This window comes from Geomicrobium sp. JCM 19055, from assembly GCF_000698185.1.
GTDB classification, from domain to species: domain Bacteria; phylum Bacillota; class Bacilli; order Bacillales; family Marinococcaceae; genus Geomicrobium_A; species Geomicrobium_A sediminis.
The window spans coordinates 80,094-101,155 of record NZ_BAXL01000018.1 but is presented as its reverse complement, the minus strand read 5'-3'; the positions used below and the strand labels follow the sequence as shown (position 1 = coordinate 101,155).

Below are 21,062 nucleotides of genomic sequence, written 5' to 3'. Positions count from 1 at the left end.
CCTGCGACAAGCGTAGCCACAGAAACCGCGTATTCATTGATAAGTATGTAACCAATACGATATGTTTTCTAAAGCGTAAGACACATCTTATATACAGGTGTGTCTTTTAATTTCTATATACGAAATACTTGAATTTTGATAGAATATTATTAAAATAAAGTATTTAATTTTTCAGAAAGGATACAGCGAGAAGCAACCTACATAATAATTTAAAGGGGAAATGGCAATGAAAAAGAATGCTTTGCTGTTATTAAGTGCGATGAGTGGGTTAGCGGTATTAGCTGCTTGTTCAGGGCAAGAAGAAGTAAGCGAAGACGAACAAGCAATAAGTGGGGAAGAAGCAGGGAGTGAAGCTGGAGAGCTTTTATTAGCAATGCCTTCGGATGCAGTCACGTTAGATCCTCATCGCTCAAACGATATTCCATCGAACATCGTATCCACGAACCTTTATGAGCGCTTAATTGAAACAGATGAGAACATGAACTTCATCCCCGGTTTAGCAAGCTCGTATGAGCAAATCGATGAAACAACGTGGGAATTCGAGTTGCAAGAGGGGGTTGAGTTTCACGACGGTGAACCGTTTAATGCCGATGCAGTAGAAGCAAACATTGAGCGCTTATTAAACCCAGAGATCGCCTCTCCCCGTGCGTTTTTGTATGACATGATCACAGAAGTTGAAAAAGTTGATGACTTTACGGTGAGACTTCACACCGAGTATCCGTTTGGACCATTACTTCATCATCTTTCTCATGATGGTGCGAGTATGATTAGTCCTAAAGCCATTGAAGAAGGGTTCAGCGGCGAACGCAACCTCGATGTTGAACCTGCTGGTACAGGCGCGTTTACATTTGACCGTTGGGACCAAGGAAATGAAGTTGTTCTCACTCGAAATGACAACTATTGGCGTGAACAGCCTGATCTTGATTCAGTTACATTTCGTGTGATTCCTGAACAATTGACGAGAATTGGGATGCTTGAGAACAATGAAGCGCACGTTGCAGCATCCATTGAACCGGTCAACACGACGGCTGTTGAATCAATGCCAAATGCGGAGTTACAAATTCAAGATGGTTTACGTGTAGACTATATCGGTTTTAATACGCAGTCTGAACCTTTTGATGATGTTCGAGTTCGTCAAGCGATCACCCATGCAATTAATACAGAAGACATTATCACTGGTCTTTATGAAGGGTATGGCATGCATGCAAAAGGCCCAGTAAGTCCATTAGTATTCGGGTTCGCTGAAGATGCTGAACCTTTAGACTATGATGTTGATCAAGCCAAAGAGCTATTAGCAGAAGCGGGATATGAGGACGGGTTTCAAACGACCATCACGACCAATGAAGAAAATCCGATTCGTAATCAAATTGCTGCACTCGTTCAAGATCGCCTTAGTGAAATAGGAATTGACGTCGAAATTCAAAGCTTGGAATGGGGCACGTTTTTAGATGCAACGTCAGAAGGAACGTATGACATTCAGTTAAGTGGCTGGACAACAGCAACGGGTGACGCAGATTATGGCATTTACTCACTGTATCATACAGACAATTTAGGAAGTGCTGGGAATACTTCTTTTTATGAAAATGAGCAATTGGATACGTTGATTGAAGACGCTCGACAAGAAACGGACGAAACGATAAGACAAGAGTTGTATGAAGACATTACACAACAATTAATCGATGAGGCACCGCACATTTACACGGTTCATGAACAACACTTGACCGGTGTGAACGAAAGTATTGAAGGACTAATTCAACATCCAAATGGAACGTTTATTTTTGATGATGTACGTGTATTGGATGCTGTTGAGGAAGACGGAAGTTATTAAAGGGGAATTATAATGAATGATTTACTAAACTTTTGGACGATTGATGGGGCAATTTCGGATTGGAACGGTGACGGGGTTCCCGATGGTATTGCCATTCGAGTTACGGGTTGGAGAGAAGCTGGATTGCCGGAAGGCCTTATTGACTTTTCGGCACGTCTTGGTTATGAAACGTCAGCAATGACTCCAGATTTTTATCAGAGAAGCCAACACGTTCTCCATTCCATCTATCGATTGAAGGGGAACGTACCATTATTACGACAAAAGGAATTTGTGCGCCAACGAAAGAGGCAATGAGTGAAGCCCTCCGTTGGTTTGCAAGTGAATGGCCAAAGGCAAGTAGTGAGAGCGTGACGACCATTGAATTAAGAAGCGGTCAATATCGTTTAAACGAGGGTACTTGGCTTTTGGACGAGTCAGAAGGAGACAATCATTCATGGCCGCTTACTCCTGTTGAAGGCTTGAATGAATTATTTGAACAAAGCAATTACAATTCTGAACGACGTTTGTCATCAATCGTTTATAGAGACTTCACGATTGAATTCGATCAAAAACTCGGTATAAATGCTTTCAAAGAGACTTGTTATTACGCTGCGAAAATGGGCATGTACAGTACGCACATTCAATTCCCAATTACTGGAGACGAGCGAACGTTCCATGTAACGATCCATCAGGATCATCAGGCAATTGTAAATTTAGAAAAACAACACCTTCTAGTACGAGGAAATGAAGAAGAGGTTGTGTCATTTCTTCATGCACTAAATCATGGGAATTTGAGAATTCCACGAGACGTGAAAGAAAAACCAACTGATACGATTCTAAATGTTGAATGGGCGAACGAAGGTGAACGTTCAGAGATTGAGACGTTTGTGGGGAAGGTATGGCAACCAAATGCATCCATTGAAGTCTTCATTTCTGAATCAAAATCGGTTCGAGATCACCTTAAACAGCTGTGGCTTTCCCAAGGAGCCAGTGATGTACACGTTCGGTCATCGTTTAAGCCTGGATTTCATTGGATTCAAGAAGAAATACTTCCTCTTATTGGTGAAGCAAAGCATGTGACAATTGCTTGTTTGGAGGAATCCGGGGACGGTATGGAGATGCCGATCCGTTGGTTGCAAGAACTGTATCCAATCGATGAAATGATTGAAACAAACAAGAGGACTGTAAACGTTTCGATCAAAAAAAGATTTGGAACATACGTATGAGGTTAAAGCGTACGATCGAGAAAATCAGTTGATTGTGGATACGTACTTAGACGTACCAACGAGTCAAGTTCAGTATATTAACGAAAATTCTTGGTCTTACCCAACAACGAGTTATGTTGCCGTAGATGGTCAAAAACAGCTCGTCCAAACCGATCGTGAGCGGTTTTGGCGATATTACGTACAAGAAGTTTTGCCGACCATTCATGAACAGCTTGATCTTGACGAACAATCTGGCATGACGAAGCCTCTCTTTCATTCCTTAACGCTGGATGTGACGATGAGTGAAGCAGAAACAAAGCTGGATTTTGAACATGAACGGATTTCTTCAATGGAAGCCCTACATGAAGATTTGTATTTTAACACGTTAGAATATTACCGTGAATTAGGGCTTCAAAAAAAAGTGGGGTTGCTTGGAATACACCGGGTGCGGTGTTGCCTTTTATGCATGTCGTTGAAGGAAGTAAACCGAAAGCCAATATTACAGTTACTCGTTGGCAAGACGTTCAAGCACCGATTAGTCGATTTATTCAATCGTTGTTTTTTTAAAAACAATGAAATACATTACGAAACAGATCAACACGTTGAGCGAAAAGTTACCTATTCCAATGATTTAGAGGATGAACGAATTGTAGAAGCGGCAAAACAACCCGGTGTTTCTGCATTTGAAGTTTCTCGCTCATTTAACGGAAATCCAATTTACGCTTTTGAGATTACGGCTGAAACAAATGCAAGTTGGCAAAGTGCACGTAAATTAGGCGTCTATAAGCCAACCATTTTAATTGAAACAGGTCACCATGCAAACGAAGTGTCGAGTGTTCCAGCGTTGTATGAATTAATGAAGAGCATCGATCAAGAAACGTTAAAAGCAATTACAATCGTCGCAATTCCAGGCTCTAATCCTGATGGGACAGCTTTACATCAACAATTAATTAAAGAACATCCGGAATGGAAGCATCATGCGGCAAGGTTTAATGCAGTCGGTTTAGAGTTCAATCATGTTCGCTTTCAAGACAGTGTGTTTGGAGAAGCGATGAGCGTACCTGCATTGATTAATCGCTGGTTACCTGATGTTTATTTAGATAATCACGGCATCCCTGCACACGAATGGATTCAACCATTCGCAGGTTACAATAGTCCCCCGCGATTCCCAGTTTCTTATTGGTTACCAAACGCAATGATGTATGGAATCGGTAAGGACGTCGTTGATTGTGAAGAGCATCGCTTAATCCTTGATAAGGCGACGGTCTGGAGTGCAAAAGCAATCGGTAAAAATGATCGTTTGTACAATAAAAACAAACAGTGGCAATCGCGCATTAAGCGTTATGCTTATCCTCATGTTGCGAAGAAATTCCCACTTCCTACTGTGCATCATATGATCTTTAATCGATGGCAAGAAAAGGAAGATAGCGACTCTACTCACTACATTTACCGGTATCCAGAATTGTGTAGTTTAGAAATCGTTACAGAAGCGGCAGATGAGACGGTTTACGGTGACTGGTTAGATGACTGTGTAAATGGTCAACGATTGTTTAACGAGAGTATCATTGAAATGGTTGCTTCAACAAATCAAACGATCGAGAAAGAATCAACGTCTAAGAGGTTTGGGTTACGAAGAAGTCGACCGTTACGTATAAAATAGAAAAAAAGCTAGGAGAGTCCAACGGACTTTCCTAGCTTTTTGAATTAGATTAAGCTTACTTCGCGTATTCTGCTTTTTTAACTTTAAGATCAAAGCGGTCCGCGTTCATGACTTTCACCCAAGCAGCAACAAAGTCATTTACAAACTTCTCTTTGTTGTCGTCTTGTGCGTAAACTTCAGATAGAGAACGTAGCTCTGAGTTCGAACCGAACACGAGGTCAACACGTGTTGCAGTGCGAACAACGTTACCAGACTTGCGATCTTTACCTTCGTACACGATGCCATCAACTGGCTTCCACTCAATGTTCATATCAAGAAGGTTCGTGAAGAAGTCGTTAGAAAGTGTTCCAACGTTTTCAGTGAATACGCCGTGGTCTGTTCCACTATGGTTCGTACCGAGTACACGCATACCACCAACAAGAACTGTCATTTCTGGTGCAGTCAGACCAAGAAGCTGTGCTTTATCAACAAGAAGTTCTTCAGATGGTACACTGAATAGTTCTTTTTGATAGTTGCGGAAACCGTCAGCTTCTGGCTTAAGAACGTCAAAGTTTTCAACGTCTGTTTGTTCAGCAGTCGCATCCCCACGTCCAGCAGCAAATGGTACCGTTACGTTCATGCCTGCGTTGCTTGCAGCTTTCTCAATTGCAGCGTTACCAGCAAGTACGATAAGGTCAGCAAGACTTACGTCTTGGCTTGCGTCTTTTTTGATATCTTCAAGTACGTTGAGTACTTTTGTTAATTCTTGTGGTTCATTAGCTTCCCAGCTTACTTGTGGCTCAAGGCGTACACGTGCGCCGTTTGCTCCACCGCGCATGTCAGATCCGCGGTAAGTGCTTGCTGAAGCCCAAGCTGTTTTAACGAGTTCTCCGACACTAAGACCAGAATCAAGAATCTTCGCTTTTAGATCAGCTACATCGCTATCTGTAAGGTCGTAGTTACCTGCAGGAACTGGATCTTGCCAGATTAATACTTCTTCAGGAACTTCAGGTCCCATGTAACGGTCACGTGGTCCCATATCACGGTGAAGAAGTTTGAACCAAGCGCGTGCGAAAGCATCTTGGAATTCTTCTGGGTTCGCGTGGAAACGACGAGAAATCTTCTCGTAGGCTGGGTCCATGCGAAGTGCCATGTCAGCAGTTGTCATGATTGTAGCTACTCGCTTAGAAGCGTCTTCAGCATCTGGTGCCAAATCTTTGTCTTCAGGGTTTACAGCAGTCCATTGGTTAGCGCCTGCTGGGCTCTTTGTAAGTTCCCACTCATAACCAAAGAGTAGATCGAAGAAACCGTTGTCCCATTTTGTTGGGTTCGCAGTCCATGCACCTTCAATCCCACTTGTAATCGTATCGCTACCTTTGCCGCTTCCGTGAGAGCTAATCCAACCAAGACCTTGGTCTTCAATTGAACCGGCTTCAGGTTCTGGACCTACTTGCTCAGCATCTCCAGCACCGTGTGCTTTACCGAACGTATGACCACCTGCAACAAGTGCAACAGTCTCTTCATCGTTCATTCCCATACGACCAAAAGTATCGCGAATGTCAAATGCACTTGCGTTTGGATCCGGGTTACCGTTAGGACCTTCTGGGTTTACATAAATTAGACCCATTTGTACAGCAGCAAGTGGGTTTTCAAGCTCACGGTCACCACTATAGCGGTTATCTCCGAGCATTTCTTTTTCGTTACCCCAGTTTACGTCTTCTTCTGGATGCCAAACGTCTGCACGTCCACCACCGAAACCGAACGTCTTACCACCCATAGACTCGATCGCTACGTTTCCTGTAAGAAGGAGAAGGTCAGCCCATGAGATTTTGTTTCCGTACTTTTGCTTAATTGGCCAAAGCAAGCGACGTGCTTTATCAAGGTTCGCGTTGTCTGCCCAGCTGTTTAATGGTGCAAAACGTTGTGCGCCTGTTGCACCGCCACCACGGCCATCGCCGGTACGGTATGTACCTGCAGCGTGCCATGACATACGAATAAACATCGGACCGTAATGACCATAATCTGCTGGCCACCAGTCTTGGCTATCTGTCATAAGATCAGTAAGATCTTTCTTAAGTGCATCGTAATCAAGTTTGCTGAATTGTTCAGCATAATCAAAGTCTTCACCCATAGGGTTTGACTTATTATCGTGTTGACGAAGAATGTTCAAGTTAAGGTGATTTGGCCACCAATCTTGGTTCGTCGTTGCTTTTGTTCTAGGGCTTGTAACGCTTCCGTGAGAAAATGGACATTTTCCTTCAGAAGAATGATTCGCTTCAGAAATAATGTTGTTTTCACTCATACGAATTCTCCTTTTCACTAGTAAGAATTAGATACATCTACAACGACCACTAAATTATAATCGTTATTATGTAATCATTATAATAAAATATCGGCGAATTGAAAAGCATTAATTACTAGATTCACAACGAAACCTCGCTTTTTATCTCGCTAAACTGCTGAAAAGTCATGTGTTTATCACCAGTTGGGACGTATGAAAGCTTAAGAAAAAAAACGAGAGCGTCTGTTCGTTTTACTGTTATACACAAAAAGTCATTATCAATCAATGAGGATCAACTGACAATGAAAGTTTCTTAGAAAGTGAAGGTTAGTGCTCGGCTACGAGTTGATGTTGTTCAATGAGTTGTATGACATCATCTAATGAAACTTCCAAGCTATCAGCAATGTACTCAACGGGTAAATGCTTATTAAGCTTTAGCTGTATTTGTTTTTTGAGAAGGTCTTCAGCTCCTTGTTGATAAAGCTGTAGATCCAAAGCTGTAGAAGTCTGAGCTGTACGGATGGGTTCTTTCGTTGAAGTATCTTGCACGACAAACGTTAATTCATAAGGATGCCCCGTAATCTCTTGAACAATTGAAGATAAAAGCGTCTCGTATCGGTCTGCTAACCAATCCTTTGCGAACTCGTTTGGTGCTTCGATAAACATCGTATTGTTTTCAATCGCATGAACGTTTGTTACTTTTAACCATGTTTCGTAACTTGGCTTACTTACGTGTGTTTTCACAGCACGCAATGTTTGTTCCCATAACTCCACCGTTTCCATCAACCGTTCACTCCTTACTTTTCTATCAATACGTTACGTAAAAAATCTTCCTTAATTGTACCATTTCATGAAGGAATCTTGTAGAAATATGAGCTATTGATTGACTCCTTTTATAGAACAATGTTTCTAAATAGAAGGTAAGAAATATCGAAGAACGTGCATAACCGAAGTCTACAATCATACGTATAAACTGAAGGACGATCCTTCGGAGGGATACGATGAAAAAAACGACATCTTACTTTAATGACCTTATTGATTCTCAAGTAATTGCAGCGATTAGTCATAAAGAAAAAATTACGAAAGCCATTGAAAGTGATTGCAATGTTGCTTTCTTATTAACCGGAGATTTAATCGTATTGCCGGAGTATGTTGAACAACTGAAACGAGCAAATATGCACGTATTTGTTCACTTGGACTTTATTGAAGGGCTAGCTAATGATAAAAGTGCGATTGAATACGTTGCCAAAATGGTACGCCCAACAGGTATTATTACGACAAAAAGCCACCTTATCAAATGGGCAAAAAAAACAGAACTTGTTAACGATTCAACGATTGTTCGTTTTGGATCGAAATGCAGTAAATAAAGGAATTGCGATGGTTCGTGATTCTGATCCTGATGCTATAGAGATCATGCCAGGAATTATCCCGAAAGTGATTAAACAATACCTTGCATCAAGCAAGCTCCCAATTATTGCAGGCGGCCTTGTTGATCAAAAAGTTGAAGTCTATGAAGCGCTTGAAGCTGGAGTGTTGGCTGTATCAACTGGAGAAGATCCCCTTTGGAGAATGGGTGTATAACCTTTAGCATACAACTGAATAGAAGCGCTTTCAAAGGTAGAGACGTGGAGACACCTTAGAGAGGCATAGGCAATCCCTATGGCTTTTTATGGTGTTTTCTTTTGTTTGTAAGGAGGTGAAACGGACAAACGGAACGATCCATTTGTTTAGAAGGGAGAAATGAAAATGAAGACGATGAAGAGAATTTTAGCATGTGGGGTGCTCGGAGTTTTGTTATTACCTCAAACTCAAGGTTTCGCACAAGGTACGACAAACGGGGATGATGTTACGAATGTCGCACACCGTGGTGCATCAGGGCACGCACCAGAAAACACGATCGCAGCCTTCGATAAAGCCGTTGAGATTGGTGCGGATTACATTGAAGTAGATGTTCATATGAGCAAAAACAATGAAGTTGTTGTCATTCACGATGCAACAGTGAACCGAACAACAGATGGTGAAGGTAGAGTGAACGACTTTACATTGCGTGAGTTGCGCCAGCTTGATGCAGGTAGTTGGTTTAGCGACGAATATAAGGGAGAGCAAATTCCAACACTTGGAGAAGTATTAGACCGCTACCTCGGTGAAATTGGCATTTTAATTGAGGTCAAGGACCCTGCCAACTATAACAATATGGAACGGTTTGTCGCAATAGAACTGATTAAACGTCAGCTCCGAAAGCCAACCGATGAAGAAGTAATCGTGCAATCATTTGATCATGCTTCAATGGAGCGATTCCATAACATTCTTCCAGACGTTCCAATCGGAGTGTTAGTGAGCAATAATCCGAATGGCATTAGTGATGAACAGCTTAAATCTTTCCAAACGTATGCGGATTATACGAACCCGAACCATCTTATGGTTGACCAAGACCTTGTAACACGAATTCAAGATCATGGAATGCAAATCTCTACGTGGACAGTCAATGATCCTAACCGAATGGAAGAGTTGGTTGAGTACGGTGTAGATGGAATCATTACAGACTTTCCAGATCGTTTACAAGACGTGCTGCAATAGTGTCTAGTCGTAAATCTCGAAAAAAAGGTAAATAATCTCATAATGATTGTCATAGGTTAATAGTAGTTACACTTCGATAAATAATTAATAGGGTAGAGACATGATGAGACGACCCGACAAACAAAACTCGACCCTTTGTTTGTGTTGGTCGTCTTTCTTTATCAGAAAAAGGGGGAACGATTCATGAAAAAGATGAAACGCTCATTATGGTTCGTCGGTATGGGATCATTTGTGGTTTTAAGTGCATGTGGTAGTGGAGATTCAGAAGATGATGTTGGCACAATTACGCTTTACTCACCAGAAACGCCAGATATGTCGGCAGAATTAGCCGAAGCTTTTGAAGAAGAGTACGGAGGTACTGTGAATGTTGAGTATGCAGGCACGAATGTGCTTGTAAACCAAATGCTTGCAGAACAAGACAACCCTCAAGCGGATGTATGGTATGGCGGTGGTGGATTTATGCCGTTCGAATCAGCTGTTGAAATGGGAATCTTGGAAGCGTATCAACCAGAAGCAGCAAGTGATTGGGAAGTTTATGAAAACGATATCAAAATGAGACATGAAGATTGGATGTATACAGGTATCGAATTGTTCGCACTTGGATTCTCTTACAACCCTGAACTTGTATCTGAAGAGGAGTTACCACAAACGTGGGATGACTTACTCGATCCAAGGTGGGAAGGCGAAATTCAAATGCCAAATCCAGCTGCTTCAGGAACAGCCACGCTACTCGTACTCAGTCAACTTCTTGCTAAAGGAGAAGAAGAAGGTTGGGAATACTTTGACCAACTCGTTGAGCAAATGAGTGCAATGCCAGACTCCGGACTTGCGCCAACGCAAGCGGCTGCTTCTGGGGAAGCTTCAATTGGGATTGGATTTGACTTTATGGCATATCAAATGAAAGAGCGTGGAGAATCGATTGATTTTCACGTGCCTGAGAGCACACCAGTACTCGTGAACCCTGCAACGCTTATTGCGAACGGACCGAATCCAGAAGGTGGGCAGAAGTTTATTGAGTTTTTGTTATCGGAAAAAGGACAGCAAATTAAAGCCGATTGGGGTCATATTCCACTTCATCCAGACGTTGAGTCCCAAACACCTCTCAATGCAGAAGCGTTAAAAGATCATGCAATGGAACTTGATGTAGATTGGATTATCGAAAACTATGATGATGCTAGAAACGAGTGGCAACAACGGTATTAAAGAAGTTCTGTCGTCATTAATTTCAGTAAAGGTGTGAGGGCAATATGGGTTCTGTAACTGTGAAAGGATTAGTCAAACAATATAGCGACGTCCCCGCACTAAAAGGGTGGATTTAAACATCCGAGAAGGGGAGTTTTATGCCCTTCTCGGGCCATCTGGATGTGGGAAAACGACAACGATGCGTTGTATTGCTGGTTTTGAGGACATTACAGAAGGTGACATTTACATTGGAGAACAGCGGGTGAATGATGTCGCTGCCAACCGACGAAACTGCGGAATGGTGTTTCAAAGCTATGCATTGTTTCCTCATTATAATGTGTTTGAAAATGTAGCGTATAGTTTAACAGTTCGAGACCTTTATCGAGGTTCTTACGGAAAGCGGATGAAGAGTTTTGCACGCTTAATGAGCAAAAAGCTCGGAAAGCCACCGAAAGAACTGTATCAAAAGGTCATGGATGCGCTGCAAACGGTTGAACTAGACCACTTAGCTGAACGTGGCGTCGGTGAATTGTCTGGGGGGCAGCAACAACGAGTCGCATTAGCACGAGCACTCGTCATGGAACCCGCAGTATTATTAATGGATGAGCCGCTATCGAACTTAGATAAAAAGTTGCGGAACACAATGCGCACAACGATTCGAACGATTCAACAAGAAATCGGTATTACGACAATCTTTGTTACACACGACCAAGAAGAAGCGATGAGTATGGCAGATCGCATCGCGGTTATGAAAGATGGAGAGATTGTCCAACAAGCGACACCGACTGAATTGTATGGAAAACCGTTAACTCCGTTTGTTGCTGATTTTGTTGGTTCCTCTAATATATATGACGCAACGGTCATCGATGGACGACAAGTGAAAATTAACGATCAATTTGTCGTTCATACGAACGGAGTAACAGAAAACGATGAAGCAAAAGTATTAATTCGCCCTGAAGGCATTAAAATTCTTCGTGAACGTAACGAGAGTACAAATGTGATTGAAGGGAAAGTAACGATGAGTACGTATTTTGGTCCGAACATTCGTTACGATGTAAATGTCGGAGAAGCAACGGTCGTCGTTGAACAAGAATTCGAACCCGGGATTCCGGTCTATGATCAAGGAGATCATCTTTTTCTTCATATTCCTGAAGAAAGGGTGCTACTTCTATGAAAGAAAAGCGCAACAAAACGAGACGTTTTCAACGCCTAAAAAAAACTGGGATAGTCTGAAGCTCCTAAAGTATGCAGTGATCGGTTTCTTTGCCTTATTTCTGATGATTCCGTTGTTATCGGTTTTTATCGTCAGTTTCACTGGAGAACCGGTGAATCTATTTGGTTCCTTTGTGAATCCGGAAATTCTCTCTACAAACATCGAGCGATTACAAAACGCTTCATTTGAACATTACGCAAATCTGTTTTCAAGTGGTAGTGTCTATTTATCAGCATTAAACAACAGTTTGTTACTTTCCATTTTAGTGTCTGTCATCGTCATTGTGATGTGTTTACCGATCGCATACGCGTTTGCAAGAACAGCGATGCCATTTAAGAAAACCTTAGCGGCACTTTGTACGATGCCCATTATCGTACCAACATTTATTTCTGCTGCTGGCTTTATTATCATGTTCGGTCGTACAGGCTGGGTGACACACGTCTTTAATACAATGCTCGGAACAGAAGGCGCAATCTTTAACGTGTATTCGATGTTAGGTATCATTCTTGTGCAAGTGTTTTTCTTCTTTCCGTTTGCCCTTTGGCCAATGGTTGCAGCATTTAAAATTGCTGATCTTTCTGTTGAAGAAGCCTCACGGAATCTTGGGGCAAAAAGCTGGTCCACGATGGTATTTGTTACGTTGCCGCTTGCTTTACCTGGCATGATTTCAAGTGCACTACTCATTTTCACTGTCAGTTTTTCTGACTTTGGAACACCGATCATCTTAGCACCTGACGGCTTAAACTTAATCGTCGTGCAAGCATACCGAGAAATCTCTGGGTTTTTTTAACTGGGCTGGCGCATCAATTTTAACGGTCATCATGGTCATCGTTGCAGCCATCTTCTTTTGGTTACAACGGTTGGCGACAAAAGGGAAAGATTACGGAACGGTTTCTGGTAAGCCTAAAAAAGTAAAACTCAATACAAAAAAAGCAGTGACGTTACCACTTTTCACTTACACAAGTCTCGTTGTTCTATTACCTGTGCTTACCGTGTTCTCTGTTTTTATTCAATCGATCGCAACGACATGGGGCCGCGATTTGTTACCGAGAGGATTTACGCTCGATCACTATGCAACGATCTTTACCCGCTCAACGGATAACATTATGAACAGCATTATTTTAGCGAGTGGGGCGCTTGTTATTAGCGTGATTGTTGCGACATTGGTAAGTTATTTTGTTGTACGACAAAATGCAACGAAACTTGATTTTATTGCGTCCATCCCTTTAGTCGTACCAGGGATTGCGCTTGGAATTGCGTTTATTCAGACGTTTAATACCGCTCCTCTACAATTAACAGGCACTGCTTTTCTATTAATTGTTGCGTATGCAATTCGAAGAATGCCATACATGATTCGCTCGACGATGGGGAGTATGATGGCCATTCGTTCTGACATTGAAGAAGCTTCCGTAAACCTTGGCGCATCAAGGTTGTTGACGTTAACGACAATTGTCGGTCCATTGATGTTGCCAGGCATTGTCGCCGGGTCCATTCTCGTATTCGTTACGGTTATTAAAGAAACGAGTGTCACAATTCTTTTGGCACCGTCTGAATGGGCACCGATGAGCTTGATGGTATTCCAAAACATTTTACGTGGGCAAATGTATACAGCATCTGCGATGGCGATCTTAATTATCGGTGTCGTACTCATCCTCCAACTCGTCGCAAATCGCCTGACGAAAAATTCGTTATATTAACAAAGGAGGAGTGGAATGCAACGAGGCTATATCTTTGATTTAGATGGCACAATTTATTTAGGGAATAAAGAAATTCCAGGTGCTGCAACGACCATTCGCACGCTTCGAGAGCGTGGTGATCGCGTTTTGTTTATGTCGAACAATCCACTCTTTACGAGACTTGATTTTAAACGGAAGTTAGCAGCACTTTCGATGGATGTAAAGGTTGATGAGATTTATAACTCAAACTATATTTTAGCAAGGCATTTAAAAAAATTGTTTGGCATCTACTGACCGTGTATTTGTCATTGGAGAAGCACCGTTATACGAAGAATTACAAAATGCAAACATTCCACTCACATTTCAAGCAACAGAAGCGACAATTGTTGTCGTCTCATGGGACCGTGATTTTACGTATAAAAAGTTAAAACAGGCATACCTTGCTTATCGAAATGGCGCTACGTTTATTGCGACCAACCCAGATCGTACGTGTCCAATCGAAGGGGGCGCGATACCAGATTGCGGTGCAATCATTGGCGCCATTGAGGGAGCAACTGGGGAGAAAATTACAGAAATCGCTGGTAAACCATCAAGCATTACAACAAACGTCATCCAAGACGCCGTTGGATTACCTGCAATGTCTTGTTATATGATCGGTGATCGGTTAGAAACCGATATTAAGATGGCAAATGAAGCCAATTGGCATAGCGTGCTCGTATTAACGGGTGTAACGACGACGGAAATGCTCGAGAAGTCGCTGATCGTGCCTAAGACGACACTGACTAGTGTTCGTGAGTTGATAAATTTATAAATGGAGTACAATGCAAAGATGCATTGTACTTTTTTTGTTACCGCAAGTAGATTTACGGATATTTTACGATGATGCTAAACGGTTGGCGGCCAGTCCTATAAGCAAACGGTAGAATTGTATTCGTTGCCCCATCAAGGACAACGATTTGATCATCAAGACTATTCAAGACATAAATACGATTTTTAGTAGGATCAACAGCGAGGTCGTATGGTGCATCCCCGATTGGAATTGTATCAATTAGAGTAAGTGTCGCTCCGTCTATCACAGCAAGAGCGTCATCCACTAATATCGTTACGTAAATAAGATTCGTAATCGGCTTAATGTCAACCGCATAAGGTTGCACACCGACTGGAATTGTCGCAATAACACGAAGTGATGTGCTGTCAATGACTGATACCGTATTGCTCGAATTATTGGAAACAAAGTACTGATTTGTCGTTGGGTTATACGCAATGCCTTGAGGATCTTCACCAACTGGGATCGTTGGGGTCAGTGGTGTATTCATGCTACCATCAATGACTGTAACGTCGTTGCTAAACGTATTTGTAACTAATATTTGATTCGTTACTGGATTTACAGCTGCAAAAGATGCTGCTGTCCCTACTGGAACTGTAGCGATCACTGTATTTGTTGCACCATCAATAACGGATACGTCATCCGTGTTTGTATTCGCAACATAAGCTAGTTCAGTCACAGGATTATATGCAATAGCTATAGGAAATACACTAACCGGTATTGGATCGACAACTTGTTCCCCAGTTATTGTATTAATGACTGAAGTAGCTTGTTACAAGTTTGTCACGTACAAAAACCTTGGTACTTCTGGCATTGTTGGAGAAGTTGGAGACTATGAAAGGTGTGTACCAATTGGTTCATAAACAGCCAAAGCACAAATCAAATACTTAATAAGTAATGATAGAGCCTGGCCATTTCAGACTTTCTTTTCAGCACGCTGCTATATAATTTATCTCGATCTCAGAAATCGAAAACACAAATGTTTACATTGAACATAAAACACATGTAATTATAATTATTATCAGAATTCGATTGACAAAATGTTTAAAATGAACAATAATGAAATTATTAATGTTATTTATGAACTTTTGTGAGGTGTGCCATGCATGCAAATGAACGTAAGAATAAGATTATTAGTTTAACCAATGATTCTCAAAAAGTAGAAATTGAAGAATTAGCAAAGAATTTAAATGTTTCTACGATGACCATTCGTCGAGACCTAACTGAATTAGAAAATCAAGGTCATCTGATTAGGGTTCATGGGGGGGCAGTACCTGTTAAAGAGCTTGTAGCAGAAGTTCCTTATACAAATAAAGCCTCAATTAATCTCTCAGAAAAAAAACAAATTGCACTTTTAGCTTTGGACTATATTCCCGAAAATGGAAGGATTTTAATGGATTCTGGAACGACGACGTTAGAGATTATTCGACTTATTAAACATCGAAGAGATTTAACTATTATTACCAATGATATTAAATTAGCAATGGAATGTATTGACGATCCCATCGAAATAATTTTAACGGGGGGAGAAATGCAACAAGGTATAGGTGCTTGTACAGGTCCAGTGGCTGAGAATTTTTTATCAACGATTCATGCTGATTTATTCTTCTTAGGCGCTCATGCGATACATCCTAAAGCTGGAATAACTGCACCAACACTAGAAAAAGCCAATATTAAAAAGAAAATGATAGAAGCATCAGAGATGACAGTTCTCGTTGCAGATTCAACAAAGTTTAATCTTAAATCTTTTGCTAGCGTATGTTCACTTAATGTGATTACATATGCAATTACAAACGATAATTTGTCGGATGAACAGTTAGAAGAGTATACGCAGAGCATGAGCATGGAGGTTGTTACCAAGGGGGATTAAAATGGAATTGCTCGTAATTGCGGATGACTTAACAGGAGCAAATGCATGTGGAGCTTTATTTTCGGAGGATGGATTTCAAGTTGAAACGAAATTTTACTGGTCTGATCATCGAATAGATTCTTCAGCCCAAGTAACGATGATTGATACGAATAGTCGACAAAGTGAACCTGTAGTAGCACAAAAACGTTTGCTTGATATGATTAACAATTATCGTACTGCAGGGGTGAGGCTATTCGCAAATCGTATCGATAGCACCATGCGAGGGAATATCGGTACTGAAATTGAAGCTTGGCTTCATGCTTTTGAAAAAGAATCTATAATCGTTATCGTTCCAAGTTTTCCTGATTCAGGGAGAACAGTTGAAGATGGTTTGCTATATGTGGATGGACAATTAATGCATCAAACGAGTGTTGGAAAAGATCCGACAACACCAATTGAGGACTCAAACATTTCAAAAATAATAAAAATGCAAACAAATGTATTAGTAACTAATATCGCGTTATCTCACGTTGAACGTGGACCGCTGCATCTTGCAAGGCAATTTAATTTAGAAGCAAACCATAATCGAAAAGTTTTAATCGTGGACGCTAAAACGAATGAACAAATCGACTGTATTGCCAAAGCCATGGTCATCTGCGAACGTCCAACATACCCATTTGATCCAGGTCCATTGACTTACCGTTTTATGAGAAATATTTTACATCGAAAAAGTAAGAGCACTGCAAAGACGCTAGTTTGTATCGGCAGTGCAAATCAGTTAATAGAAACACAGATGATGAACTTTACTAAAGGGAGAGGAATAGTACCATTCGTATTAAATCCTAAGTTGTTTTTAAAACCGGCGAGTACAGTTAATTTCTCCGAATTATCGGAGAAATTAATCGAAATGTTTTCAAACGAAGATGTAGTGGTAGCAACCACGGTCATACCAGGAGAGCAAAGGCTATCTCTAGCAGAATATGCAGCAAATCATCAAATGACGATAGAAGAAGTATCGCAAAAAATAACGAATGGATTTGCAACCTTTATTTTTTTCAATACTCAAAAAGGAGAAATCCATAAGTGGGTGTTTTACGAGCGGAGGAGATTTTACCACGGCACTCTGTAAAGAATCAGGTGCAAATGGATTACACTTATGGCGACAAATCGCTCCACTTACTGCTTTTGGAAGTATAAAAGGCGGAAGTTTAGATGGCTTGAGAATTATGACAAAGGGCGGTTCAGTAGGAGATTTAGATATCATTGAGACATGCGTAACAAAATTAGAAATTGAGTCTTACAATGAAGAGATATCGGAGGTATAAGAATGAGTAAACCACTAATTGTTGTCCCTATGGGTGATGCTGCTGGAATTGGACCAGAAATAACAGCCAAAGCTTTATACAATAAAGACATCAATGCGTTATGTAGACCTGTTGTTGTCGGTCATCGCAAAGTAATGGAACAAGCAATTGAGCAAACCAATGTTGATTTGAAAGTGCGACAAATTACTTCAATTGAAGATGGTGATTTTAGCGGAGCGCATTTAAATTTAATTCATATAGAAAATCTAGACTTTACGAGTTTGGTTCAAGGTGAGGTACAAGCACAATGTGGTCAAGCGGCGTTTGAATATATCGAAAAATCAGTTCAATTGACAAAAGATGGTTATGCCGAAGCATTAGCTACGACACCAATAAACAAAGAATCACTAAAAGCTGCAGAAGTTCCGTATATTGGACACACAGAGATGCTTGGAGCAATGGCCAATGTTGAAGATCCTTTAACGATGTTTGAAGTACTTACACTTAGAATCTTTTTCTTAACTCGACATGTATCGTTGAAACAATCTATTGATCAAATGACGAGTGATCGTGTTTTTGATTATCTAAAACGTTGTGATGAAGCAATGAAACATTTAGGGATTAAAGAACGAAAAATTGCCGTTGCGGGTTTAAATCCACACAGTGGGGAAAATGGATTATTTGGAAATGAAGAAGTAGTTGAAATTGCTCCTGGAATAGAAAGGGCAAAGGCACATGGTTTAGATGTAACTGGTCCTGTGCCCGCTGATTCTGTATTTCATCAAGCATTACAAGGTAAATATGATGCTGTACTTTCTTTATATCATGATCAAGCCACATTGCCGCAAAAATGACTGACTTTGAAAGAACCGTTTCTATTACGAATGGTCTTCCTTTCTTACGAACTTCTGTCGATCACGGCACAGCATTTGATATTGCTGGAAAAGGTATAGCAAGTGAAGTAAGTATGATCGAGTGTTTAAAAGTTGCTGCTCAATATGCGCCATATTTTAATAATTCAAGTACTGAAAAATTATAAGGAAGGTGTAACTATGAATAAAAGAATAGGAATTACATTAGGAGATGCTTCTGGAATTGGACCAGAACTCGTTGTAAAAGCATTCCAAAATGAGGAGGTTCGAACACAGGCAACGTGGATCATAGCAGGGGATAAAGAAGTTTTAGAACATGCACAAATGATTACAGGGAAAAAAAATAGAAGTAACATACATTCAAGATATAAAAGATGCAAAAACAAATGTAGGAACAATTTATTTTATAGAAGTTTCTACATTACCATCAGAATCGTATTCTTTAGGAAAGTTATCACCCGAAGCTGGAAAATCAGCGGGTGAGTGTTTGATGTACCTTATTGAACTTGCAAAAGAAAACATTATTTCTAGCATAATGTATGCGCCATTAAATAAAGAAGCATTACACCGTGGCGGGCATCATTTTAAAGATGAACTACACTTCTTCGCATCATTATTTGGAGTCACATCAGGTTTTAGTGAAATCAATAAGATGGAAGATTTGTGGGTAACACGAGTGACTTCACACGTGTCTCTGAAAGAAGTGGCGGACCTTATAACAAAAGAAAAAGTTGCGTGGACGATACGATTTGCCAATGAGACATTAAAGAAAGCAGGTTATCTAAATCCAGAAATTGCCGTTGCCGCTCTAAATCCTCATGCGGGAGATGGAGGAATGCTTGGTTTAGAAGAAATTGAAGTCATTCAACCAGAAGTACGACGTGCGAAAGAAGAAGGACTTAACGTACGTGGTGCTTACCCTGCCGACACTCTTTTTGTGCGAAGACGTAAAGAGCCATTTGATTGTTTAGTCGCCATGTACCATGATCAAGCACAAACAGGTATGAAGTTACTTGGCTTTAATAAAGGGGTCACCATTAGTGGAGGATTACCCGTTCCTTTAACTACGCCGGCTCATGGTACTGCTTTTGATATTGCAGGAAGAGGGGAAGCTGATGAAGGGGCGACTCTTGAAGCTTTAAAGCTTGCTATTCAGTTATAAAAGGAGGGTTTATAGTGACAGCAAAGGGTAAAAAGTTGTTTTTGCTTACATCTCTATTTTCTGCTCTCTTAATTGTAAGCGCTTTTGTACATGAAACTATCACACCCGATGCAAGTGATCGAGACATTCAAAACTATCCAAATCGTGACATTGATGTTTATGTTGGTCATGGACCTGGTGGTGGAACTGATATTTTCACGAGAACTATAACAAATGAAATGAGTGAAATTCTAGGTGTTAATTTCAATATTATCAATCAAGAAGGCGGATCGGGTGTGATTGCCAAGCAAAGTGCTTCTAATCAGCCTGCAGATGGTTATACGTTAATAGGTATGTCGGCTTTTGCAGTAACAACAGCTGCAGGAATTAACCAAAATGACCTCTCTACGCTTCAACCAATTGGGCGAGTAGAAAGTGATATCTATTCATTGCAAGTCAGGGAAGGTACATTTGAATCTATTGAAGAACTCGTTTCTTATGCTAAAGATTATCCGGGTGAACTTCAATTTGCTTCAGTTGGAACGATGGGTATGGATGAAGTAAATGCTAGAAGGTTCATGGAAGCAGCTGAAATTGATATGACTTATGTTCCAATGGAAGGTGCGGGATCTATGCATTCTAATTTGCTAGGTGGGCATGTTGATGTCATTTTAGAAGAATTGGGACCTGCTTATTCTTATATAGAAAGTGAACAAATAAAACCACTCATCATTTTTGCAGATGAGCGTGTTGATGAGTTCCAGAAATCCCCACAACTGTTGAGCATGGTTGGGAATTAACAGACGGTATTGAACGTGGGTTAATGATCCACAGAGATACACCAGATGAAATTGTCGCTTACCTTGAAGAAGTCTTACATGAAGCACAACAAACTGAAAGCTTCAATCAGTATAAAGAAAATGCTTTTCTAAATTTCAGAGAAGGTTGGCTTAACTCAGAGGAATATGAAAATAAGCTCATTCAAGACATGGAGTTATATGAGCGTATACTAGAAGACTTATAAGGAGGGGAATACGTGAAATATAATGGCGTTTTATCCGTCATCGTTATTGCATTTTCTCTGTTTTTTTCTTATTATGACATTCAATCTCCCAGAGACAGAGTCTACTGGAACGATTAACCCTAATATTTGGCCAATGATCATCCTCTTAGTTATGTTGTTGATGGGAATCTTGTTGGCAATCCGGACATTTCGCGAAAATAAAAATAATCAACATAATAAAGAGCAAGAACAATCTGAGGTAGCAAATCCACATTATCATTGGTTAATTATGATTGTATTGGTTGGGTATGTACTATTTATGCCAGTGATCGGTTTTTTTTAATTGCAACTCCTCTGTTTATTATTCTTTTAGCTATAGTATTAGGGATGACTAAGATTCGATATTTACTACTCACTTCATTCGTAAGTCATGGAGCTGCAATTTCATTATTTATTTATGGTTTTAATATTCCGTTACCAAGAGGGA

24 protein-coding genes and 1 pseudogene are annotated in these 21,062 nt (G+C 40.6%); 22 read left to right on the top strand and 3 right to left on the bottom strand.

Annotated elements, in window-relative coordinates:
• Nucleotides 1-226 precede the first annotated feature (226 nt).
• Genes JCM19055_RS16125 through JCM19055_RS16110 form a run of 4 tightly spaced genes read left to right on the top strand, consistent with a single transcriptional unit; the run spans nucleotide 227 to nucleotide 4,672 of the window.
• The gene (locus tag JCM19055_RS16125; protein WP_265182256.1) at nucleotides 227-1,828 is read left to right on the top strand and encodes a glutathione ABC transporter substrate-binding protein; all 1,602 of its coding nucleotides are present in this window, start codon (nucleotides 227-229) and stop codon (nucleotides 1,826-1,828) included.
• Between the two features lie 12 nt (nucleotides 1,829-1,840).
• Nucleotides 1,841-2,122, top strand: a complete 282-nt coding sequence (locus JCM19055_RS16120; protein ID WP_042360441.1) for a hypothetical protein — start codon at nucleotides 1,841-1,843, stop codon at nucleotides 2,120-2,122.
• Nucleotides 2,119-3,033 (top strand): hypothetical protein, encoded by a 915-nt coding sequence (locus tag JCM19055_RS16115; RefSeq protein WP_042360440.1) that lies wholly within the window; start codon nucleotides 2,119-2,121, stop codon nucleotides 3,031-3,033. Before JCM19055_RS16120 ends, JCM19055_RS16115 begins: the two co-directional genes overlap by 4 nt.
• Nucleotides 3,017-4,672 carry a M14 family metallopeptidase gene (locus tag JCM19055_RS16110; RefSeq protein WP_042360439.1) on the top strand — a complete coding sequence of 552 codons (1,656 nt, stop codon included), beginning with the start codon at nucleotides 3,017-3,019 and terminating at the stop codon, nucleotides 4,670-4,672. Before JCM19055_RS16115 ends, JCM19055_RS16110 begins: the two co-directional genes overlap by 17 nt.
• 55 nt (nucleotides 4,673-4,727) lie before the next feature.
• On the opposite strand, the gene katG is transcribed toward JCM19055_RS16110, so the two are convergent.
• Entirely contained in the window at nucleotides 4,728-6,953 is a 2,226-nt protein-coding gene (katG, locus tag JCM19055_RS16105; RefSeq protein WP_042360438.1) for a catalase/peroxidase HPI, read from the bottom strand.
• A 306-nt stretch (nucleotides 6,954-7,259) separates the two neighbouring features.
• Nucleotides 7,260-7,715 carry a DnaA N-terminal domain-containing protein gene (locus tag JCM19055_RS16100; protein ID WP_042360437.1) on the bottom strand — a complete coding sequence of 152 codons (456 nt, stop codon included), beginning with the start codon at nucleotides 7,713-7,715 and terminating at the stop codon, nucleotides 7,260-7,262.
• Nucleotides 7,716-7,933: 218 nt separating this feature from the next.
• Between JCM19055_RS16100 and JCM19055_RS30085 the strand changes: the two genes are divergently transcribed.
• From JCM19055_RS30085 to JCM19055_RS16070, 9 genes are all read left to right on the top strand, one after another.
• The gene (locus JCM19055_RS30085) at nucleotides 7,934-8,299 is read left to right on the top strand and encodes a glycerol-3-phosphate responsive antiterminator (protein WP_265182255.1); all 366 of its coding nucleotides are present in this window, start codon (nucleotides 7,934-7,936) and stop codon (nucleotides 8,297-8,299) included.
• A complete protein-coding gene (locus JCM19055_RS30080) occupies nucleotides 8,277-8,513 on the top strand; it encodes a glycerol-3-phosphate responsive antiterminator (protein WP_370543181.1) in 237 nt (78 codons plus the stop codon). Before JCM19055_RS30085 ends, JCM19055_RS30080 begins: the two co-directional genes overlap by 23 nt.
• A 165-nt stretch (nucleotides 8,514-8,678) precedes the next feature.
• Nucleotides 8,679-9,509 (top strand): glycerophosphodiester phosphodiesterase family protein, encoded by an 831-nt coding sequence (locus JCM19055_RS16090; protein ID WP_042360436.1) that lies wholly within the window; start codon nucleotides 8,679-8,681, stop codon nucleotides 9,507-9,509.
• 183 nt (nucleotides 9,510-9,692) lie between these two features.
• The gene (locus JCM19055_RS16085) at nucleotides 9,693-10,712 is read left to right on the top strand and encodes an ABC transporter substrate-binding protein (RefSeq protein ID WP_042360435.1); all 1,020 of its coding nucleotides are present in this window, start codon (nucleotides 9,693-9,695) and stop codon (nucleotides 10,710-10,712) included.
• Nucleotides 10,713-10,818: 106 nt separating this feature from the next.
• Nucleotides 10,819-11,865 carry an ABC transporter ATP-binding protein gene (locus JCM19055_RS16080; RefSeq protein ID WP_265182253.1) on the top strand — a complete coding sequence of 349 codons (1,047 nt, stop codon included), beginning with the start codon at nucleotides 10,819-10,821 and terminating at the stop codon, nucleotides 11,863-11,865.
• The gene (locus tag JCM19055_RS30075) at nucleotides 11,807-12,694 is read left to right on the top strand and encodes an iron ABC transporter permease (RefSeq protein WP_265182252.1); all 888 of its coding nucleotides are present in this window, start codon (nucleotides 11,807-11,809) and stop codon (nucleotides 12,692-12,694) included. Before JCM19055_RS16080 ends, JCM19055_RS30075 begins: the two co-directional genes overlap by 59 nt.
• A 31-nt stretch (nucleotides 12,695-12,725) precedes the next feature.
• Entirely contained in the window at nucleotides 12,726-13,601 is an 876-nt protein-coding gene (locus JCM19055_RS30070; protein ID WP_265182251.1) for an iron ABC transporter permease, read from the top strand.
• A gap of 15 nt (nucleotides 13,602-13,616) precedes the next feature.
• A complete protein-coding gene (locus JCM19055_RS30065; RefSeq protein WP_265182250.1) occupies nucleotides 13,617-13,874 on the top strand; it encodes a hypothetical protein in 258 nt (85 codons plus the stop codon).
• Entirely contained in the window at nucleotides 13,861-14,391 is a 531-nt protein-coding gene (locus JCM19055_RS16070; RefSeq protein WP_265182249.1) for an HAD-IIA family hydrolase, read from the top strand. The genes JCM19055_RS30065 and JCM19055_RS16070 overlap by 14 nt, the downstream gene beginning before the upstream one ends.
• Before the next feature lie 52 nt (nucleotides 14,392-14,443).
• On the opposite strand, the gene JCM19055_RS16065 is transcribed toward JCM19055_RS16070, so the two are convergent.
• Nucleotides 14,444-15,085 carry a YncE family protein gene (locus JCM19055_RS16065; RefSeq protein WP_052366442.1) on the bottom strand — a complete coding sequence of 214 codons (642 nt, stop codon included), beginning with the start codon at nucleotides 15,083-15,085 and terminating at the stop codon, nucleotides 14,444-14,446.
• Between the two features lie 423 nt (nucleotides 15,086-15,508).
• Between JCM19055_RS16065 and JCM19055_RS16060 the strand changes: the two genes are divergently transcribed.
• The 9 genes and pseudogenes from JCM19055_RS16060 to JCM19055_RS16035 all read left to right on the top strand — a co-directional run bounded on the left by JCM19055_RS16060 (nucleotide 15,509) and on the right by JCM19055_RS16035 (nucleotide 20,918).
• The gene (locus JCM19055_RS16060; protein ID WP_042360434.1) at nucleotides 15,509-16,276 is read left to right on the top strand and encodes a DeoR/GlpR family DNA-binding transcription regulator; all 768 of its coding nucleotides are present in this window, start codon (nucleotides 15,509-15,511) and stop codon (nucleotides 16,274-16,276) included.
• 1 nt (nucleotide 16,277) lies between these two features.
• A complete protein-coding gene (locus JCM19055_RS16055; protein WP_042360433.1) occupies nucleotides 16,278-17,384 on the top strand; it encodes a four-carbon acid sugar kinase family protein in 1,107 nt (368 codons plus the stop codon).
• Nucleotides 17,287-17,580: a nucleotide-binding domain containing protein gene (locus JCM19055_RS32050; protein WP_081833775.1), complete on the top strand. Its 294-nt coding sequence runs from the start codon at nucleotides 17,287-17,289 to the stop codon at nucleotides 17,578-17,580. The genes JCM19055_RS16055 and JCM19055_RS32050 overlap by 98 nt, the downstream gene beginning before the upstream one ends.
• Before the next feature lie 2 nt (nucleotides 17,581-17,582).
• Nucleotides 17,583-18,598 (top strand): annotated as a pseudogene (gene pdxA, locus JCM19055_RS16050) (4-hydroxythreonine-4-phosphate dehydrogenase PdxA).
• 13 nt (nucleotides 18,599-18,611) lie between these two features.
• Nucleotides 18,612-18,914, top strand: a complete 303-nt coding sequence (locus JCM19055_RS30060) for a hypothetical protein (protein ID WP_265182248.1) — start codon at nucleotides 18,612-18,614, stop codon at nucleotides 18,912-18,914.
• Nucleotides 18,799-19,593 (top strand): PdxA family protein, encoded by a 795-nt coding sequence (locus JCM19055_RS16045; protein WP_370543183.1) that lies wholly within the window; start codon nucleotides 18,799-18,801, stop codon nucleotides 19,591-19,593. Before JCM19055_RS30060 ends, JCM19055_RS16045 begins: the two co-directional genes overlap by 116 nt.
• Nucleotides 19,594-19,607: 14 nt before the next feature.
• Complete coding sequence (locus JCM19055_RS16040; protein WP_052366441.1) at nucleotides 19,608-20,372, top strand: tripartite tricarboxylate transporter substrate-binding protein; 765 nt, start codon at nucleotides 19,608-19,610, stop codon at nucleotides 20,370-20,372.
• 23 nt (nucleotides 20,373-20,395) lie between these two features.
• Nucleotides 20,396-20,596: a hypothetical protein gene (locus JCM19055_RS24390; RefSeq protein ID WP_052366440.1), complete on the top strand. Its 201-nt coding sequence runs from the start codon at nucleotides 20,396-20,398 to the stop codon at nucleotides 20,594-20,596.
• A 22-nt stretch (nucleotides 20,597-20,618) separates the two neighbouring features.
• The gene (locus JCM19055_RS16035) at nucleotides 20,619-20,918 is read left to right on the top strand and encodes a tripartite tricarboxylate transporter TctB family protein (RefSeq protein ID WP_042360432.1); all 300 of its coding nucleotides are present in this window, start codon (nucleotides 20,619-20,621) and stop codon (nucleotides 20,916-20,918) included.
• Nucleotides 20,919-21,062: the final 144 nt, after the last annotated feature.

Excerpts from the sequence above, each read along its gene's own strand:
- JCM19055_RS24390 (WP_052366440.1), top strand. The coding sequence starts at position 20,396 with ATGATCCACAGAGATACACCAGATGAAATTGTCGCTTACCTTGAAGAA.
- JCM19055_RS16060 (WP_042360434.1), top strand. The coding sequence starts at position 15,509 with ATGCATGCAAATGAACGTAAGAATAAGATTATTAGTTTAACCAATGAT.
- JCM19055_RS16120 (WP_042360441.1), top strand. The coding sequence starts at position 1,841 with ATGAATGATTTACTAAACTTTTGGACGATTGATGGGGCAATTTCGGAT.
- katG (WP_042360438.1), bottom strand. The coding sequence starts at position 6,953 with ATGAGTGAAAACAACATTATTTCTGAAGCGAATCATTCTTCTGAAGGA.
- JCM19055_RS30065 (WP_265182250.1), top strand. The coding sequence starts at position 13,617 with ATGCAACGAGGCTATATCTTTGATTTAGATGGCACAATTTATTTAGGG.
- JCM19055_RS16090 (WP_042360436.1), top strand. The coding sequence starts at position 8,679 with ATGAAGACGATGAAGAGAATTTTAGCATGTGGGGTGCTCGGAGTTTTG.
- JCM19055_RS16085 (WP_042360435.1), top strand. The coding sequence starts at position 9,693 with ATGAAAAAGATGAAACGCTCATTATGGTTCGTCGGTATGGGATCATTT.
- JCM19055_RS16125 (WP_265182256.1), top strand. The coding sequence starts at position 227 with ATGAAAAAGAATGCTTTGCTGTTATTAAGTGCGATGAGTGGGTTAGCG.
- JCM19055_RS16035 (WP_042360432.1), top strand. The coding sequence starts at position 20,619 with ATGGCGTTTTATCCGTCATCGTTATTGCATTTTCTCTGTTTTTTTCTT.
- JCM19055_RS30085 (WP_265182255.1), top strand. The coding sequence starts at position 7,934 with ATGAAAAAAACGACATCTTACTTTAATGACCTTATTGATTCTCAAGTA.
- JCM19055_RS30075 (WP_265182252.1), top strand. The coding sequence starts at position 11,807 with ATGATCAAGGAGATCATCTTTTTCTTCATATTCCTGAAGAAAGGGTGC.
- JCM19055_RS32050 (WP_081833775.1), top strand. The coding sequence starts at position 17,287 with ATGGATTTGCAACCTTTATTTTTTTCAATACTCAAAAAGGAGAAATCC.
- JCM19055_RS16115 (WP_042360440.1), top strand. The coding sequence starts at position 2,119 with ATGAGTGAAGCCCTCCGTTGGTTTGCAAGTGAATGGCCAAAGGCAAGT.
- JCM19055_RS16100 (WP_042360437.1), bottom strand. The coding sequence starts at position 7,715 with ATGGAAACGGTGGAGTTATGGGAACAAACATTGCGTGCTGTGAAAACA.
- JCM19055_RS16055 (WP_042360433.1), top strand. The coding sequence starts at position 16,278 with ATGGAATTGCTCGTAATTGCGGATGACTTAACAGGAGCAAATGCATGT.
- JCM19055_RS30060 (WP_265182248.1), top strand. The coding sequence starts at position 18,612 with ATGAATAAAAGAATAGGAATTACATTAGGAGATGCTTCTGGAATTGGA.
- JCM19055_RS30070 (WP_265182251.1), top strand. The coding sequence starts at position 12,726 with ATGGTCATCGTTGCAGCCATCTTCTTTTGGTTACAACGGTTGGCGACA.